Raw genomic sequence first — 18,327 nt, forward strand, 5'->3', positions numbered from 1 at the left:
GTTTTCGCATTCAGAAGTAAGGCCAATGGCTTCCTGACTTCAGAAAGCGTCCCATCATAGAGAAGTCGGATGAGTGCTGAATGCGCAAAATGCGCTGCGAAATGCGCCTAATTCAACCTTTTAGGCGTGGAAAGATAAAAATGTTGTAATTCACCGCCGCTCGGGCAAAATGTTTTATCTACCTTCAGCATTGCAGGACGACCTGCGAACGCTTCTTTCACCGGGGACGGCCCCATTTCTCTGGAGCCTGATATGTCCTGGATAATCTTACTCATCGCCGGTCTGCTTGAAGTCGTTTGGGCCGTAGGTCTGAAATATACCCACGGTTTTAGTCGCCTGACGCCGAGTATCATCACTATTGCTGCGATGATCGTCAGTATGGCGCTCCTTGCATGGGCGATGAAAACGCTTCCCGTAGGCACCGCTTATGCCGTGTGGACGGGGATTGGCGCGGTTGGTGCCGCCATCACCGGCATTCTGTTGCTGGGTGAATCGGCTAATCCTATGCGTCTGGCAAGTCTGGCGTTAATTGTCGTCGGTATTATTGGTCTGAAATTAAGCACCCACTAAGCACCGGGCTGCTTCACCCAGATTAGCTTACTGACATCAAACCCTTCCCGGGTCGCGACGGCCAGCATCTGCTGCTTCATTTCGTCAGAAAGCGTCGGCGTGCGAGAGAGTATCCACAGGTAGTCGCGATCCGGGCCGCAGACCAACGCATGCTGGTACTCTCTGTCGAGCGCGATAACGTTATAGCCACCGTAGAATGGGCCGAAGAAAGAGACTTTCAGCGCGGCGCGACTGGTGTCGCCGGTGAAATACGCTTTCCCCTCGCTTTTCTGCCACATCGCTCTGTCCGGGTTCCAGCCTTTATTGATCACGTTGAGGCCGCCGTCATCACGCAGACTGTAGGTCGCCGTGACCTTTTCCAGTCCCCGCTCAAAGCGATGATCAAAACGGGCAATTTCGTACCAGGTCCCGAGATAACGTTTGGCATCGAAGTTATTCACCACGGTGACGCCCTGTGGCGGGGTGGGAGTACTACAGGAGACAACCAGAAACGCAGCCGTCACAGCGGCAACGATAGGGAGCAGGCGCATAGGTTTATCCTTAGGGTGTTTTTCCTAAGTGTAGAACCTGATGGGGAAAATAGCGGCAAAGAAGAAAAAAACGCCCTCTTATCAGCCGACAAGAGGGCGGATTACTTTAGATGGTCAGAATACCAATCGCCGTTACGACGGTCAGGATTGCCGCCAGACCGTAGAACACCCATTTGCCCGCTGGCACATGGATTTTCAGGTCATGCATCGCGTGATGCATACGGTGTAAGCCACACCACAGCGGCAGGACAATCATCAGGAACAGGAAAGCACGGCCAATAAAGCTTTGAGCAAAGGCCAGTACGCGTTCATAGCTGAAGGCATCAGGAACAAAGCCCAGCGGCAGCATAATGCCTACCAGCAGGATCATCACCGGCGCAATGATTGCGCTCCACATACCGCCTGCACCAAACAGGCCCCAGAATACGGGTTCGTCAGAACGTTTTGGATTTGGATTAATCATCCTGGACTCCTTACCAGAACAGGGCAACAAACAGTATGACTACGGTCGCTACCACAGTAACCGCCCAGAGACCTTTGATGATCGGCTCTGGCCCCATTTTTTCGTCTTTTACAATAATGTTGGCGGCTTTCGGCGCCAGCTCAAACCAGGTTTTGGTGTGCAGCAGTGCTGCCGCCAGGGCGATCACGTTGAGGATCACCACTACCGGGTTTTGCAGAAAACCGACGAAGCCAGCCCAGGATTCCACACCGTGCTTCAGTGCGAACAGGCCGAAAATCAGCTCAATGCTGAACCAGACTGCCGGAACGGCTGTGCCTTCGCGCAGCATGTAAAAGCGATAAAACGGCAATTTTTTCCACCAGGTGGACGTCATCGGCCGCACATAGGGTTTGCGTTTAGTCGTCATGTTGCACTCCTTAGCGTGGTTTCAGGGTAGCGATAAGAAAGTCTTTCGAACTTTCCACTTTACCCTGCTGAATGGCAGCCGCCGGATCGACGTGCTTCGGACAAACTTCGGAGCAGTAGCCCACGAAAGTACAGGTCCATACGCCGTTCGGGCTGTTCAACTGCGCCATACGCTCCTTCTTACCGTGGTCGCGGCTGTCTTCGTTGTAACGATGCGCCAGGGTAATCGCAGCCGGTCCAATGAACTCAGGGTTCAGGCCGAACTGCGGGCATGCGGCATAGCACAGACCACAGTTGATGCAACCAGAGAACTGGTGATACTTCGCCATCTGCGCCGGGGTCTGGGTGTTTGGACCCTGATCCGGCGTGCGCGGATTACCGATGATGTACGGCTTAATCGCTTCCAGACTTTCGATAAAATGTGTCATATCGACGACCAGATCGCGCTCAATCGGGAAGTTACCCAGCGCTTCAACCTTAATACCGTTGGTGTAATCACGCAGGAAGGTTTTGCACGCCAGTTTCGGTACGTTATTGACCATCATGCCGCAGGAGCCGCAGATCGCCATACGGCAGGACCAGCGATAGCTCAGGTCCGGTGCCAGGTTATCTTTGATATAGCCCAACGCGTCCAGCAGTGACGTTGTTTCATCATAAGGCACTTCATAGAAAGCACTGTGCGGCGCGGTGTCGGTTTCAGGGTTATAGCGCACCACCTCAACTTTCAGGTTTTTCATCTCAGCCATTACGCCTTCTCCTTCTTATCGGCTGCTTCCGCTTCCGCACCGTAAACACGTTTTGCAGGCGGCAGCGTGGTGATTTTCACGTCGCTATAGTCGAGGCGAGTCGTGCCATCAGCATCGCGGAAGGCGAGAGTATGTTTGAGGAAGTTGACGTCGTCACGCTCGGTGCAACCTTCGTCCAGACGTTGGTGTGCGCCACGTGATTCCTTACGAGCCAGCGCGGAATGCGCCATACATTCAGCAACGTTCAGGCCATGACCCAACTCAATGGTGTACAGCAGGTCGGTGTTGAATACGCTGGAAGTATCGGTGATGCGAACGCGCTTGAAGCGCTCCTGCAATTCGGCCAGTTTATCAACCGTTTTCTGCATGAGTTCCGGCGTACGGTAGATACCGCAACCTTCTTCCATAGAGAGACCCATTTCGTCGCGAATCTTCGACCAGTTCTCATTACCTTCCTGGTTAACCAGGTCTTTCAGACGTTGTTCAACGCCCGCAACCTGTGCGTCGAGAGCGGCGTCGTTAGCGGTGCCCGCTGTCGATGCGCGCTCCATCGCCTGCTCACCCGCCAGACGGCCAAAGACCACCAGTTCAGCCAGGGAGTTGGAACCCAGACGGTTCGCACCGTGCAGACCCACAGAAGAACATTCGCCGACGGCAAACAGACCTTTGATGCGGGTTTCGCAATTCTGATCGGTTTCGATACCGCCCATGGTGTAGTGCGCGGTCGGACGAACCGGAATCGGCTCTTTCACCGGATCGACGCCCACGTAAGCTTTCGCCAGTTCGCAGATGAACGGCAGACGTTCCAGCAGTTTCTTCTCGCCCAGATGACGCAGGTCGAGGTAAACCACATCGCCACGCGGTGTGGAAATGGTGTTGCCTTTACGCCATTCATGCCAGAAGGCCTGAGAAACTTTGTCGCGCGGACCCAGTTCCATGTATTTGTTTTTCGGCTCACCCAGCGGAGTTTCCGGACCCATGCCGTAATCCTGCAGATAACGGTAGCCGTTTTTGTTGACCAGGATACCGCCTTCACCACGACACCCTTCGGTCATCAGGATACCGGAACCCGGCAGACCGGTTGGGTGATACTGAACAAATTCCATATCACGCAGCGGAACGCCGTGGCTCAGCGCCATGCCCATGCCGTCACCGGTAACGATGCCGCCGTTGGTGTTATAGCGATACACACGGCCTGCGCCGCCTGTTGCCATTACCACCGCGTTAGCACGGATCTGCATCAGCGTGCCTTCCATCATGTTCATCGCCACCAGGCCGCGAGCATGACCATCATCGACCAGGATATCCAGTACAAAGTGTTCGTCAAAGCGTTGGATCTGTGGGAACTGCAGAGAGGTCTGGAACAGAGTATGTAGCATATGGAAGCCGGTCTTATCCGCGGCAAACCAGGTACGCTCAATTTTCATCCCACCGAAGCGACGAACGTTGACGCTACCGTCTTCGCGGCGACTCCACGGGCAACCCCATTGTTCCAGTTGGGTCATCTCGGTTGGACAATGGTGGACAAAATAATCCACGACATCTTGTTCACACAGCCAGTCTCCGCCCGCTACCGTATCGTGAAAATGGTAGTCGAAGCTGTCATGATCCTGGGCGACAGCGGCTGAGCCCCCTTCGGCAGCAACGGTGTGGCTGCGCATTGGGTACACTTTTGAGATCAGTGCGATTTTCGCATTAGGATTTGCCTGCGCTGCGGCAATCGCAGCACGTAATCCCGCGCCACCGGCGCCTATAATGGCAAGATCGGCTTGAAAGGTTTGCACGACATTCCTCCAGATTATTGTAATTTCGCCACCACATATCTCGTAAAAGAGCCTGAAAAAGGTGGGTAGCGAACGTGTTTCCACTGCTCCTTTATAGGTACAACAGTATAGTCGCTGCCATGTGCAGGAAATTTGACGTGTTCGATTTTTTTGGCGTGTCAGAGGGGCGAATTATCATTGATTTTGATTAATTTAATTACTAAACCATCCTCCGACAGTTTTTTAACTCGTTAGCCGCGCTTGAGTATTCCTGAGCAAAATTTGTTTCATTGTCGCGTTACGAGTAGACTTCGTGCCCTTGTCTTAAACTGGAGAAAGAACCATGAGCGAAACGGCAACCTGGCAGCCGAGCGCGTCCATACCTAACCTGTTAAAACGCGCGGCAATTATGACGGAAATTCGTCGTTTCTTTGCCGATCGCGGAGTGCTGGAGGTTGAGACGCCCTGCATGAGTCAGGCGACGGTCACAGACATTCATCTGTTCCCGTTCGAAACGCGTTTCGTCGGCCCCGGCCATTCGCAGGGGATGAACCTCTATTTAATGACCAGCCCGGAATACCACATGAAACGTCTGCTGGTGGCAGGGTGTGGTCCGGTCTTTCAGCTGTGCCGTAGTTTCCGTAATGAAGAGATGGGGCGCCATCACAACCCTGAGTTCACGATGCTCGAGTGGTATCGTCCGCATTACGACATGTACCGGTTGATGAACGAAGTGGACGATCTGCTGCAGCAGGTGCTGGAATGCCCGGCGGCGGAGAGCCTCTCTTATCAGCAGGCGTTCCAGCGTCATCTGGAAATCGATCCACTGTCTGCGGATAAAACGCAACTGCGCGAAGTCGCCGCGAAGCTGGACTTAAGCAACATTGCTGATACCGAAGAAGATCGCGATACCTTACTGCAACTGCTGTTTGCGATGGGCGTTGAGCCGCATATTGGTAAGGATAAGCCGACGTTTGTTTATCATTTCCCGGCAAGTCAGGCATCACTGGCGCAGATCAGTACTGAAGATCACCGCGTGGCGGAACGTTTCGAGGTCTACTTCAAAGGTATTGAGCTGGCGAATGGTTTCCATGAACTGACGGATGCGCGTGAACAGCAGCAACGTTTTGAACAGGATAACCGCAAGCGCGCCGCGCGCGGATTGCCCCAGCAGCCTATCGATAACAATCTGATCGAGGCATTGAAGGTCGGCATGCCGGATTGCTCGGGTGTTGCGCTTGGCGTCGATCGTCTGGTGATGCTGGCGCTGGGTGCAGAAAGCCTTGCGGAAGTGATTGCTTTTACGGTGGACAGAGCCTGATTAGCCGGGTTCTTTAATGTCGTGTTACCGATTTTATATCCATATCATTTATAGATTATCGTTGTTCTATAAATGATATGGCTGATGATTTTCCGATATTATCTTCTTTGAGAGAAAGATCTCATTTGGGAAGAAATGTAAGATAGTATTTTTGTTTGTTTTATTAAATAAACGGAATGCTGTTATGGATAACTAATTTTTTGTAAGATTGATGAGTATGGCTTCCCGCATTGGGATGGTTTCGATGCTTTTCGTTAGTTTGTATCGCCTACGGGTTGGGACTTTATAAATAACCGGCGATGCATATCTCTGGGGGGACGTGATTTAATTCTCTATGATAATCCCGGCACCAATACGGCTCGTCTTACTGACGAGCAAGTTATACTAGCTGCATCTCGTTATAATAGAGGGGTTCAACGAAGCTCCTGGGATATAATAAATTCAACCCATGACCCGGTAGGCGCTAAAACGATGGGCGTCATCTTCATCAAAAAAACTATTTTGAAGATATTGGAGGGAAGGTAAATGAACTGGAAGGTGTTCACTTTAGGATTTATTTGGTTTTGCTTGTCTATTTTTTGGATTATGTTTTGTTCAGTTCAGGATAAAGAATGGTGGATAGGTGATGGTGACATAAAAAACATTTGTGATCTGATGAATTATATTGAAAATGATGATGCGCGAGATGTTGGATACTTCTTTTCTCTCCCTGTTTTTTTCCCTGCAATCTATGCCATTCTGATTAAAAAAAAGCGCTACTGGTTTATTTATGTCGTGACATTGGCTGTCACTGGATACTGGCTATGGCAATTTGTTATCCGCTATCACTGGTGTTTTTAAATCAGAAGCCTCCCTCTACAAGTGAAGGCTTCTGATCCGCCTTACAAACTCCCCGCCGGGCGACTTCTTCTGCCGGCAGAACTGAGCGTTTTCCCTGTCTGTCTGCCGTTGAGGCTTTCAAGACGCATCTGGAACGGTGGGAACGGCATATCGATACCGTGCTCGCGGAAGCCCGCCAGAATCAGCTGGTGGATTTCGTGGCGCAGCGGCATACGGTGACCCATTTCGGCGGCGTAGATACGCAGTTCAAAGATCTGGATCCCCTGTTGCAGATCCACCAGGAAGACTTCCGGTGCCGGGTTGTCGATCACCAGTGAGCAGCGGTGCGCGGCGGTGAGCAGGATCTGCGTCACCTCCTCACTGTTCACATCGGACGGCGCCGGAATGGTCAGCACCACGCGCGTCACGGAATCGGACAGCGACCAGTTGATGAACTGCTCGGTGATAAACGCTTTGTTCGGTACGATGATCTCTTTGCGATCCCAGTCGCTGATCGTGGTCGCGCGGGTATTGATCTTCGTTACGCTGCCGGTCAGATCGCGAATAGTCACCGTATCGCCAATACGAATCGGTTTTTCAAACAGGATGATCAGGCCGGAGATAAAGTTGGCGAAGATTTCCTGCAAGCCAAAGCCAAGGCCCACACCGAGTGCCGCCACCAGCCATTGCAGTTTTGCCCACTCAATCCCAATCATTGAGAAGCCCACCAGACCACCAATCAGCATCAGCAGGTACTTGGTGATGGTGGTAATGGCGTAGCCCGTACCCGGCGTGAGGTCGAGGTGTTGCAGCAACGCCAGTTCGAGAAGCGCAGGCAGATTACGCACCAGTTGGGTGGTGATGATAAACACCAGAATGGCAATCAGCACCGCACCCAGCGTAATGGGTTCTAAACTTTCGACCCCCTGTACCGTGGAGGTAACGTCCCACAGCGAGATGTTCTCGAGGAAGCCGAAGGCGGAATGAATTTCCGACCACAGCACAATAACCGACAGCAGGGCGATGAGCATCAGGATGGAGCGTACCAGACGGAGCGACTGGGCGCTGATGGCGTCAAGGTCGACTTCGCTCTCGTCAACGTCGATGGTCCCTTCGAGGCTGGTTGAATGGGCCGGTTCTTCTTCGCCACGAGCACGCTGAGCCAGCATTTCCGCGCGGCGGTGCTTGGCGCGGTCAAAGGCCAGTCTGCGGCGCTGAATGAGCATCCAGCGGCGAATGACGTGGTAAATCACCAGCAGCAGGAACCAGATGGCGACGGAGGTTTCCAGGCGCGCCAGCAGGGCCTGCGACGTCGCCAGATAACCTACGGCAGCCGCCAGTATTGCCACCACCGGCGCGCCGATCATCAGGTTCCACAGCATGCTGTTAACAATGTTGTCGCCGCTGCCCTCTTTATCGAGATAGAGCGGTATACCGGCCTTTTTCAGGCTCAGAGTGACCAGCGCCAGCGCGCCGCAAATCAGAATAAAGCACAGGCGGCCGAGCGAGCCGGAGAACTCCCGATCGTTCAGGTTATCGAACATAATGAGCGCCATGATCAGCGGCACAATCAGCCCAATACTCATCAGGTAATAACGCATCGCACGCGACACGCGTTCGCGCGGCCAGCCGAAGTGAGCGATAAACAGGCCATTTGGCCGGGCAAACGCCGCGCAAATCATCACCACCCACAGCAGCGGCACCGTCGCCGTGACGCCATCGCCTATCGCAACGGCAAGAGGATAAGGCCAGGCCTCGCGCAATCCATATCCCAGCGTCATCCAGAGTACCGGCAGCGGCGAGGCCACCAGTATCGACCAGAACACGGTACGCAGCGTGAGCCAGAAGTGGTCCTGCGTCACTTTGCCCACTCTGGCGGCAGAACGTTCCAGAAAACGGGTGAAGTGGCGACGTGAGTAAATGCTAAAACCGACCAGAATCAACGCGCCAAACAGAGGCAACAAGGTATCCCTGCTGGTCAGCATCATCACGCTAGCCTGGCCTAACTGGCTGAAGGTGTCGAGTGAGATCAAACGACGGAGATCCTGAACGATATCTATCGGCCAGGAGAAAGACATCGGGCGAACGTCAGAGGTCCAGAACAGATAGCGGTGAGTTGCTTCATTCACCTCTTTCAGCGCATCTTCAAGCTGGCTATTGGACACTTTCAGTTTGGTCAGCTCGAGGATCAGCGTATCGCCACCCTGTAACAGCGAATTCAGCAGTTCCCGTTGGGTGCGCAGCTGCGCCTCAAGAATACGGTTTTGTTCCGCAGTGAGTGGTTGCCCGTCCGCCTGATGGAGCTGACGCAACTGAGGCTGTTTGTTGAGCTGATCTTCATAGCGCAGACGCTGGACGCGCAGTTGCGCCATTTCAGTATCCAACTGCTGGGGTTTGGGCATTTCCGGCAGACGCGCGACCTGAGCACGTAATGCTTCGCCCAACAGGTTTGACGAGCCTAACCACTGCGACTGTTCACGCAGTGTCGTTAATGCCTGACGTACCTGTTGAGTCTGGCTGGTGGCCTGACGTTGCTGAGAGGCAACGAGATCCATGCGCTGCGCCTGTTGATTCAGCGCGGCTGACAGTTCCCGGTTCACTTTAAACTGGGCAACAATATCCGGCGGTAAATCGGCGCTGTTCTCAGCCAGGAGCTCGGTGCTTTCCAGTGCCCGCTCGGCTTCACGCTGGCGCTGGCTGTTGAGCTGATTGCGCAGGGCCTGTAAATACGCATCCAGTTGCTGGCTCTGTTTTTCCGCCAGTTCGGAGCGCAGACGCGCCAGTTCCTGACGATTGTTGGCCGAAAGCTGCGCCAGCTCCAGTTCATCAACCTGCGCTTTCAGGCGGGCGGATTCTGCCTGCATGCTGAAATTTTGCGCCTGATTGAGCGGGGTGTTTCCGGTGGCGCTGCCAATGCGGCGTTCGATTTCGTTGAGCTGCCGGCGGGCGTCGGTTTGCTGCTGAGGAAGCTGGCTCAGCGAGTCGGCAATCTCACGGGCGCGCTCTTGCTCCTGCTGGGCCTGACGGCTTTTTTCCAGCAATTGACTGCTAACCTGAAGAATTTCCTGATTCAGCGCATCGGTCGTCATGCCTGGCGAAACGCTGCGGGGTTCATCGCGCAGGTTGGTTAACTGCGCGCGCAGGCTGGCGGACATTTTCGGGAAATTATCGATAACCTGCTGATATTGCTGAGTGCGCTCGAGTGAACCTTTACGTTCATCAAGCGCGTTCAACGCAGACTGAAGGGCTTCGACGACATCGGGCTGGGCAGGCTTTGCGGATTTTGCCTGCTCCAGTTCCTGGGTGATTTGTTTGGCGTCGGGGGCGGTTGCAGCATACGCCCCCAGGCTGAGGCACCAGGCCATCAGAAACGTTATAATCAGGCGCACAGCAGCTTCCCTCTACACGTCATCATTTAAGCGGCCTTGATGCTTCTTACATGATGCTATGTATGTATTAAGTTTCGTCTTTCTTATCGTCAACCAGCGGACTGGCGTCGTGCTCGGCGTTAATCTCTTCTTCCGGTAACGGCGCCGGTTTAGCATCTGGCATCACAAACGTTTCGGTAGATACCGCCAACGGCTGACCAATTTTGGTCACGGAGAGACTTTCAAGCTGCTCGACCAGATTCACTTTGCCCGGTGCAAACAGGTTGATAACGGTGGAACCCAGCTTGAAGCGGCCCATTTCCTGACCTTTCAGCAGGGCAACCGAGCCTTCGCTGTCGCCCGCAGGCCAGGTCCAGCGTTTGATCACGCCCTCGCGCGGCGGCGTGATGGTCCCCGCCCAGACCGTTTCGATACTGCCAACAATCGTAGCACCGACCAGAATTTGCGCCATTGGGCCAAACTCCGTATCGAACAGGCAGATAACTCGCTCATTCCGGGCAAACAGGTTCGGGACGTTCTGGGCGGTCAGATGGTTGACCGAGAACAGATCGCCCGGAACATAGATCATCTCACGCAGAATACCGTTGCACGGCATATGTACGCGGTGGTAGTCGCGCGGTGACAGATAGGTGGTCACAAACGAACCGTTGCGGAAAAGATCCGCCATCAGGTAGTTGCCTGCCAGCAGGGCTTCCAGACTGTAGTTGTGGCCTTTGGCCTGCAGGATCTTATCTTCTTCGATAGCGCCTAGCTGGCTGATCACGCCGTCAGCCGGCATGACGAGTACGTTTGGATCGGTATTTAGCGGGCGAACGTCGTCACGCAGTGGGCGGACAAAGAAATCATTGAATGAGCGGTAGCTGGCGGTATCCGGCTTCTGCGCTTCTTTCATATCGACCTTGTAGTACTTCACGAACAGATCGATAACCAGTTTAGTCAGCCATCCCGCTCGTTTGCTCGCGCCCCAGCCCGCCAGGCGAGTGAGCCATAGTTTCGGCAGAATGTATTGTAGCGAAAGTTTAAATGAGTTTAACAAGGTAGCCTCCAGGCCATTGTTTTATCGTTCCTGATCCGGCGTTCGCAACGGATCCTGAAAAAAGGGGACGATTCTAGCGATGCTTAGCTTAGTTGTCAGTCATCGGTATCAGAAAAGTTTTTACGCGTTTTTACCTGCGACATACTTTCAAGGATACGGTGATAATTTTCGAAACGGGTTTCCGCAATTTTCCCGTCCTCTACGGCGGCGCGGATGGCGCAGCCAGGGTCAGCGTCGTGCTTACAGTCACGATATTTACACCGTCCCAGATAGTCATGAAATTCGACAAAGCCGTGGGTGATTTGTTCCGGCTCGAGGTGCCACAGACCGAACTCACGTACGCCTGGGGAATCAATGACGTCGCCGCCATGCGGGAAGTGATAGAGACGGGCTGCGGTAGTGGTGTGCTGTCCCAGACCGGAGTTGTCGGAAACATCGTTGGTCAAAATGGCTTCTTGCAGCCCCAGCAGCGCGTTGAGCAGGCTGGATTTACCGACGCCGGACTGGCCGGCAAAGATGCTGATACGCCCGGTTAAAGCGTCTTCCAACGGTTTAAGGCCATCCTGAGTATGGCTGGAGACCATCAGCACGCGATAGCCAATATGACGATAGATATCCATCTGTTCATTCACAAAAGCCATGCTTTCGTCATCCAGCAGATCGATTTTGTTGAGTACGATGATCGGCTCAACCTGCAATGTCTCACAGGCCACCAGATACCTGTCGATAATATTGAGTGACAGCTCCGGTAAGATCGCGGAGACAATAACAATCTGGTCGATGTTGGCGGCAATGGGTTTTACGCCATCATAAAAGTCCGGGCGCGTCAGTACCGAGGTACGTTCATGCACCGCCTCGACGATTCCTTTGACGTTGACCCCTTCCGCCGCCGTTTTGCCGGGACGCCAGACCACGCGGTCACCGGTCACCAGTGAGCGGATTGTCCGACGAATGTTGCAGCGATGAATTTCACCGTCGGCAGATTCGACGTCGGCATGCATGCCAAAACGGCTAATGACGATACCTTCAGCGGTCTCGCCAAACAGGTTGTCATCGTAGTCTGGCTTCTCCTTAGACGTTTTAAGACGACGCTGGTGATTAGCGTTCACGCGGCGCTGTTGGCCTTTGGAGAGTTTATTTTTACTCAATCGTACTGGCTCCTGGTCGCCCATGTTGGGCAAAACATCTATGATACACACAATTCTGGATGAGAGTAGTCACACTGAATGTGACGCATGAGGGGTGGAAAATAGCATGAGTGCCAATGAAAACAACCTGATTTGGATTGATCTTGAAATGACCGGTCTGGATCCCGAGCGCGATCGCATAATTGAAATCGCTACGCTGGTCACCGATGCCAACCTGAATATTCTGGCAGAAGGGCCCACCATCGCTGTTCATCAGTCCGATGAACAACTGGCGTTGATGGATGACTGGAACGTGCGTACCCATACCGGCAGTGGGCTGGTGGAACGTGTGAAGGCGAGCACGATGGGCGATCGCGAAGCGGAACTGGCGACACTTGAATTTCTGAAAGAGTGGGTGCCGGTGGGTAAGTCACCGATCTGCGGGAACAGTATTGGGCAGGATCGCCGCTTTTTGTTTAAGTACATGCCGGAACTGGAAGCGTATTTCCATTACCGCTATCTGGATGTGAGCACGTTGAAAGAGCTGGCGCGTCGCTGGAAACCCGAAATTCTGGACGGTTTGAGCAAGGAGGGAACACACAAGGCGATGGACGATATCCGTGAGTCGGTGGCGGAACTGGCTTATTACCGTGAGAACTTTATAAAGTTGTAAGTTTGCTACCCGACAGGCTTGCACTGTCGGGTTTTTGTCGCTAAATTGTGCAGCCTGCTGCTTAATTAATCACTTGAACCTGATTTCATAAAAATCGCTTTTAGAGGGGTTGCAGGCGGGAAGATTTCTCGTATAATGCGCCTCCCGTAACGACAGAGAATTACACGTTACGGCAGCAAGAAATTTGCGGGAATAGCTCAGTTGGTAGAGCACGACCTTGCCAAGGTCGGGGTCGCGAGTTCGAGTCTCGTTTCCCGCTCCAAAATTTGAAAGTGCTTATGTTTGTTAAGCACAGACACACCCAATCGCAGGATTTCGAATGGCGACAAGGTGGCAAGAGATTGCATCCCCGGGAGCTTACAAAAGTAAGTGACTACGATGCTTGAAAGCCACCAGCGTAGTAGCGGTTCGAAAGACAAAGATTAAGCGGGAATAGCTCAGTTGGTAGAGCACGACCTTGCCAAGGTCGGGGTCGCGAGTTCGAGTCTCGTTTCCCGCTCCAAAATTTGAAAGTGCTTATGCTTGTTAAGCACAGACACACCCAATCGCAGGATTTCGAATGGCGACAAGGCGGTAAGAGAATGCATCCCCGGGAGCTTACAAAAGTAAGTGACTACGATGCTTGAAAGCCACCAGCGCAGTAGCGGTTCGAAAGACAAAGATTAAGCGGGAATAGCTCAGTTGGTAGAGCACGACCTTGCCAAGGTCGGGGTCGCGAGTTCGAGTCTCGTTTCCCGCTCCAAATTCTTATCTCCAGAAAATCAACCACAGTACATTTCTGTATTGGGGATGTTTTTGTTTTTCCTTTGTCATACTCTTGTGAACAGAGTTATCCACAGCTTGAGATTTTTCTACGAAATATTCAGATACTTCGCCAGGTGAATAGTTTCTCTATAACTATCTGAAATAAAAGCTAAAATTAAGATTTCAAATTGTTAATACGATCACTTGACGATTTTCTCGTTCTTGAATAGCAATGTGTTTTTATTTTTATTCACAGCCTGTGGAAGATTCAGGCGTCCCTCGGAAGTCCCTTCTCGATCGCGTTGACCAGTCGTCTTTGTTTTGGCGATTGCACGTCAACCACGCAGGCGTTTCGTTTCGCGATTTGCTGCGCGACAGCCCATTCAATATGCTCATCAAGAAGTGGGTGCTCACCCCGGCGACTTTCCAGCGCGGAAAGGACGGCGTCACTCCAGGGGGCATTGCCGAGGGCTACCGCAATATTACGCAGCCAGCGCAGATGACCAATACGACGAATAGCCGATCCTTCCGTAATTTTTAAAAACGTTGCTTCATTCCAGGCGAACAGTTCAAGCAACTCGGGGGCGTGAAGTGCCTTGCGCGGGCTGAAGTCGTCTTCGCTTGTCAGCTGTGAATAACGGTTCCACGGACAGATCAACTGGCAGTCATCGCAACCGTAGATCCGATTGCCCATGAGTGGCCGCAGGGCTTCAGGGATCGCGCCTTCCAGTTCGATGGTGAGGTAGGAGATGCAGCGACGCGCATCCACTGTGTAAGGGGCGACAATCGCACCGGTCGGGCAGGTGGTGATGCAGGCGACGCATTTCCCGCATCCTTCTGCCACGGGAGCGTCAACCGGCAGGGGTAAATCAATCAGTAATTCACCGAGAAAGAAAAACGATCCGGCTTCGCGGTTCAGGATGAGTGAGTGCTTACCTGTCCATCCAAGACCGGCTTTTTCCGCCAGCGGGCGCTCAAGTATGGGCGCAGAGTCGACAAAAGGTCTAAAATTCAGCGAGACACAATGCTGCTGAATCATCTCGCCCAGCTTTTTAAGGCGGTTACGTAAAAGCTTATGGTAGTCGCGGCCCAGGGCATAGCGACTGATGTAACCCTGTGTGGGGTTTTTCAGCGTACTGGCAAACGCGGCGTGGGCGGGAAGATAGTTCATGCGCACGCTGATGACGCGAAGTGTGCCGGGCAACAGTTCATGGGGACGCGCGCGCATCATGCCATGGCGCGCCATCCAGTCCATTTCGCCGTGGTATTGTTTGTCCAGCCATGCCTGCAGTTTGGGTTCGGACTCGCTCAGGTCTGTATCGGTAATACCGACCTGCTGAAAGCCCAGTTCCAGCCCCCACTGCTTAATTTTTTGCGCTAACTGATTGAGATCGAGGGGCTCAGACATGACGGACCATACAATGAAGAAAAACCCCATCAGTATACCACACTCCATCTGGCCCGCCGATGACATCAAACGGCTGGAGCGAGAAGCCGCCGACGCCCTGGGGCTCACGCTGTTCGAACTGATGCTGCGGGCGGGTGAAGCGGTGTTTGACGTGGCGCGTGAATCCCGGCCTTACGCCCGGCGCTGGCTGGTGCTCTGCGGTCACGGTAATAACGGTGGCGATGGTTATGTGGTCGCGAGGCTGGCGAAGGCGGCGGGGATTCTGGTCACTTTGATCGCACAGGAGAGCGACAAACCGCTTCCCGAGGAAGCCGCACAGGCGCGAGAGGCCTGGCTGAATGCGGGAGGCGTTATTCATTCCCCGGCGATCGCCTGGCCGGACAATATCGATTTGATCATTGATGCGCTGTTGGGGACCGGGCTAACTCAGGCTCCGCGCGAACCGCTGTCTACGTTAATCGAACGGGCAAACGCCCACCCTGCGCCTGTTGTCTCGATAGACATTCCTTCCGGGCTGCTGGCACAAACGGGCGCGACCCCTGGTGCTGTCATCAGGGCCGAACGTACGGTCACCTTTATCGTACTGAAACCGGGCCTGCTGACGGGAAAAGCCCGTGATGTCACCGGGCGCATCCATTTTAATTCGCTGGGACTCGACGACTGGCTGGCAGGTCAGGATGCGCCGATTCAGCGCTTCGACGCCTCGCAACTTGCGCACTGGCTTTCTCCGCGCCGCGCAACGTCACATAAAGGCGATCACGGCCGGGTGGTGGTGATCGGCGGCGATCACGGTACGGCGGGAGCGATTCGGTTGGCCGGCGAAGCGGCGCTGCGGGCTGGGGCAGGGCTGGTGCGCGTACTGACGCGCAGCGAGAACATTGCCCCACTATTGACCGCCCGTCCTGAGCTGATGGTGCATGAACTGACGTCGCAGTCCCTTGATGAAGGCCTTGAATGGGCGGATGTCATCATCATTGGTCCGGGGCTTGGGCAGACGGAATGGGGCAAAAAAGCGCTGCAAAAAGTCGAGAATTTCCGTAAACCGATGGTCTGGGATGCGGATGCGTTGAACCTGCTGGCAATCAACCCCGATAAACGTCACAATCGCGTCATCACACCGCATCCGGGAGAAGCCGCGCGGTTACTGGGGTGTTCTGTCGCAGAAATTGAAAGCGATCGCTTACATTCTGCACAGCGTCTGGTAAAACGTTACGGAGGCGTTGCGGTGTTGAAAGGGGCGGGAACGGTGGTTGCCGCACAACCGGAGGCATTGGGAATTGTCGATGTCGGGAACGCGGGTATGGCCAGCGGCGGCATGGGCGATGTGCTCTCCGGTATTATTGGCGCATTGCTTGGACAGAAGTTTACCCCGTATGATGCAGCCTGTGCTGGCTGCGTGGCCCACGGTGCGGCGGCAGATGTTCTGGCGGCAAGTGCAGGTATGCGCGGCATGTTGGCAACCGACCTTTTTTCCACGCTACAGCGTATTGTTAACCCTGATGTGATTGACGTTTATCATGATGAATCGAGTAATTCCGCTACCTGACGAACAGGCAACATTAGACCTGGGACAACGGGTAGCCAATGCCTGCAATGGCGCGACCGTGATCTATCTCTACGGTGATTTAGGTGCGGGTAAAACCACCTTCAGTCGGGGATTCCTACAGGCGTTAGGCCATTCCGGTAATGTAAAAAGTCCAACTTATACGCTGGTCGAACCCTATTCTCTCGATAACCTGATGGTCTATCACTTTGATCTTTATCGTCTTGCCGATCCCGAGGAGCTCGAATTTATGGGGATCCGCGATTATTTTGCCAACGATGCCATTTGCCTGGTGGAATGGCCACAACAGGGTAAAGGTGTACTCCCGGACCCGGATGTCGAAATACACATAGATTACCAGGCGCAAGGTCGTGAGGCGCGCATCAGTGCTGTCTCCTCCTCAGGTGATTCGTTGCTGGCGCGTTTAGCCGGTTAACCTTAAAGGTGGCGGGATGATTTATCGCATCAGAAATGGGTTGGTGGCCATGCTGGTTCTGCTGTGCGCGCAGGCCGGGGCAGCCAGCCTCTCCGATATACAGGTCTCCAACGGCGATCGGCAGGCGCGCATTACGCTCAGCTTTATTGGCGATCCCGATTATGCCTTTTCCCATGAAGGGAAACGGACCGTTGCGTTGGATATTAAGCAAACGGGTGTCATTCAGGGGCTTCCGCTGATGTTTAGCGGTAACAACCTGGTGAAGACGATTCGTTCCGGTACGGCGAAAGATCCGCAGTCGCTACGCCTGATGGTGGATTTAACCGAAAACGGGAAAACCGAGGCGGTAAAACGGCAGAATGGCGGAAATTACACGGTGGTCTTTACCATTAACGCCGATACGCCACCGCCACCCCCTCCTGCACCTGTGGTTGCTAAACGCGTGGAGACGCCTGTGGTGACGCCGCGTCCAACTGAGCCTGCGCGCAATCCGTTCAAAACCAATAACGATCGAACCACCGCCGTGACCAGTAGCAATACGGTGACGCGTCCTGCCGCCAGGGCGACATCCAGCAGTGGTGATAAAGTGGTGATCGCCATTGATGCCGGACACGGTGGACAGGATCCCGGTGCGATCGGCCCCGGTGGCACGCGAGAGAAAAATGTCACCATCGCGGTGGCGCGTAAACTGCGTACGTTACTCAATGACGATCCCATGTTTAAAGGCGTATTAACCCGTGACGGGGATTATTTTATCTCCGTGATGGGGCGCTCCGACGTGGCGCGTAAGCAAAACGCCAACTTCCTGGTGTCGATCCACGCCGATGCCGCGCCTAACCGTAGCGCCACCGGCGCCTCCGTATGGGTGCTGTCGAACCGGCGTGCCAACAGCGAAATGGCGAACTGGCTGGAAGAACATGAAAAACAGTCAGAGCTGCTGGGCGGTGCGGGTGATGTGCTGGCAAACAGCCAGTCCGATCCTTACTTAAGTCAGGCGGTGCTGGATTTGCAGTTCGGTCATTCCCAACGCGTGGGGTATGATGTGGCAACCAATATGTTAGGCCAGCTCGAACGGATTGGCTCACTGCACAAACGGCGTCCTGAGCATGCCAGCCTGGGCGTTCTGCGCTCGCCGGATATTCCGTCAGTGCTGGTGGAGACCGGCTTTATCAGTAATCACAGTGAAGAACGTCTGTTGGCGAGCGATGAGTATCAGCAGCAGCTGGCCGACGCGATTTATAAAGGACTGCGTAACTACTTCCAGGCGCATCCGATGCAGTCGGCCCCGCAGGGAAGTGCGGCGCAAACCGCGAGCGCCGCGACGCCGGGTGAGTCGTTGATCAACTAAGGAATT

General features: G+C 53.9%; 16 protein-coding genes and 3 tRNA genes. 10 read left to right on the forward strand and 9 right to left on the reverse strand.

Annotated features, from left to right (window positions below; all coding sequences use genetic code 11):
• Positions 1-252 precede the first annotated feature (252 nt).
• A complete protein-coding gene (gene sugE, locus I6L53_RS02225) occupies positions 253-570 on the forward strand; it encodes a quaternary ammonium compound efflux SMR transporter SugE (RefSeq protein ID WP_042321373.1) in 318 nt (105 codons plus the stop codon).
• Here sugE and I6L53_RS02230 read toward each other — a convergent pair.
• From I6L53_RS02230 to frdA, 5 genes are all read right to left on the reverse strand, one after another.
• Complete coding sequence (locus tag I6L53_RS02230) at positions 567-1,100, reverse strand: lipocalin family protein (RefSeq protein ID WP_042321375.1); 534 nt, start codon at positions 1,098-1,100, stop codon at positions 567-569. The two genes, sugE and I6L53_RS02230, sit on opposite strands and share 4 nt — an antisense overlap.
• 106 nt (positions 1,101-1,206) lie before the next feature.
• Positions 1,207-1,563, reverse strand: coding sequence for a fumarate reductase subunit FrdD (gene frdD, locus I6L53_RS02235; RefSeq protein ID WP_003025535.1), 357 nt, complete (start codon positions 1,561-1,563; stop codon positions 1,207-1,209).
• Positions 1,564-1,573: 10 nt separating this feature from the next.
• Positions 1,574-1,969, reverse strand: coding sequence for a fumarate reductase subunit FrdC (gene frdC / locus I6L53_RS02240; RefSeq protein WP_042321376.1), 396 nt, complete (start codon positions 1,967-1,969; stop codon positions 1,574-1,576).
• Between the two features lie 10 nt (positions 1,970-1,979).
• Positions 1,980-2,714: a fumarate reductase iron-sulfur protein gene (frdB, locus tag I6L53_RS02245; RefSeq protein WP_042321379.1), complete on the reverse strand. Its 735-nt coding sequence runs from the start codon at positions 2,712-2,714 to the stop codon at positions 1,980-1,982.
• A complete protein-coding gene (gene frdA, locus I6L53_RS02250; protein ID WP_042321384.1) occupies positions 2,714-4,498 on the reverse strand; it encodes a fumarate reductase (quinol) flavoprotein subunit in 1,785 nt (594 codons plus the stop codon). Before frdA ends, frdB begins: the two co-directional genes overlap by 1 nt.
• Before the next feature lie 322 nt (positions 4,499-4,820).
• Between frdA and epmA the strand changes: the two genes are divergently transcribed.
• A complete protein-coding gene (gene epmA, locus I6L53_RS02255) occupies positions 4,821-5,798 on the forward strand; it encodes an elongation factor P--(R)-beta-lysine ligase (RefSeq protein ID WP_042321386.1) in 978 nt (325 codons plus the stop codon).
• Positions 5,799-6,323: 525 nt separating this feature from the next.
• Complete coding sequence (locus I6L53_RS02260; protein WP_042321389.1) at positions 6,324-6,638, forward strand: YjeO family protein; 315 nt, start codon at positions 6,324-6,326, stop codon at positions 6,636-6,638.
• 41 nt (positions 6,639-6,679) lie between these two features.
• Here I6L53_RS02260 and mscM read toward each other — a convergent pair whose 3' ends face one another.
• From mscM to rsgA, 3 genes are all read right to left on the reverse strand, one after another.
• Positions 6,680-10,006: a miniconductance mechanosensitive channel MscM gene (mscM, locus tag I6L53_RS02265; RefSeq protein WP_042321392.1), complete on the reverse strand. Its 3,327-nt coding sequence runs from the start codon at positions 10,004-10,006 to the stop codon at positions 6,680-6,682.
• A gap of 67 nt (positions 10,007-10,073) precedes the next feature.
• Positions 10,074-11,042 (reverse strand): archaetidylserine decarboxylase, encoded by a 969-nt coding sequence (asd, locus tag I6L53_RS02270; RefSeq protein WP_042321395.1) that lies wholly within the window; start codon positions 11,040-11,042, stop codon positions 10,074-10,076.
• Between the two features lie 95 nt (positions 11,043-11,137).
• A complete protein-coding gene (gene rsgA, locus I6L53_RS02275) occupies positions 11,138-12,190 on the reverse strand; it encodes a small ribosomal subunit biogenesis GTPase RsgA (protein WP_174349126.1) in 1,053 nt (350 codons plus the stop codon).
• 106 nt (positions 12,191-12,296) lie between these two features.
• Between rsgA and orn the strand changes: the two genes are divergently transcribed.
• From orn to I6L53_RS02295, 4 genes are all read left to right on the forward strand, one after another.
• Positions 12,297-12,842, forward strand: a complete 546-nt coding sequence (gene orn / locus I6L53_RS02280; protein WP_042321402.1) for an oligoribonuclease — start codon at positions 12,297-12,299, stop codon at positions 12,840-12,842.
• A 186-nt stretch (positions 12,843-13,028) separates the two neighbouring features.
• Positions 13,029-13,104 (forward strand) — tRNA-Gly (locus I6L53_RS02285).
• A 164-nt stretch (positions 13,105-13,268) separates the two neighbouring features.
• Positions 13,269-13,344, forward strand: a tRNA-Gly gene (locus I6L53_RS02290).
• A gap of 164 nt (positions 13,345-13,508) precedes the next feature.
• Positions 13,509-13,584 (forward strand) — tRNA-Gly (locus tag I6L53_RS02295).
• Between the two features lie 270 nt (positions 13,585-13,854).
• Here I6L53_RS02295 and queG read toward each other — a convergent pair.
• On the reverse strand, positions 13,855-14,994 hold the full coding sequence (queG, locus tag I6L53_RS02300) for a tRNA epoxyqueuosine(34) reductase QueG (protein ID WP_042321506.1): 1,140 nt from the start codon (positions 14,992-14,994) through the stop codon (positions 13,855-13,857).
• Between queG and nnr the strand changes: the two genes are divergently transcribed.
• The 3 genes from nnr to amiB are packed head-to-tail and all read left to right on the forward strand — an operon-like array spanning position 14,993 to position 18,321.
• The gene (gene nnr, locus I6L53_RS02305; protein WP_072015725.1) at positions 14,993-16,540 is read left to right on the forward strand and encodes a bifunctional ADP-dependent NAD(P)H-hydrate dehydratase/NAD(P)H-hydrate epimerase; all 1,548 of its coding nucleotides are present in this window, start codon (positions 14,993-14,995) and stop codon (positions 16,538-16,540) included. The genes queG and nnr overlap by 2 nt on opposite strands.
• Positions 16,512-16,973 (forward strand): tRNA (adenosine(37)-N6)-threonylcarbamoyltransferase complex ATPase subunit type 1 TsaE, encoded by a 462-nt coding sequence (tsaE, locus tag I6L53_RS02310; protein WP_042321409.1) that lies wholly within the window; start codon positions 16,512-16,514, stop codon positions 16,971-16,973. Before nnr ends, tsaE begins: the two co-directional genes overlap by 29 nt.
• Before the next feature lie 16 nt (positions 16,974-16,989).
• A complete protein-coding gene (amiB, locus tag I6L53_RS02315; RefSeq protein ID WP_042321413.1) occupies positions 16,990-18,321 on the forward strand; it encodes an N-acetylmuramoyl-L-alanine amidase AmiB in 1,332 nt (443 codons plus the stop codon).
• The last annotated feature ends 6 nt before the right edge of the window (positions 18,322-18,327 follow it).

Origin of the sequence: Citrobacter farmeri, assembly GCF_019048065.1 — a bacterium.
GTDB classification, from domain to species: domain Bacteria; phylum Pseudomonadota; class Gammaproteobacteria; order Enterobacterales; family Enterobacteriaceae; genus Citrobacter_A; species Citrobacter_A farmeri.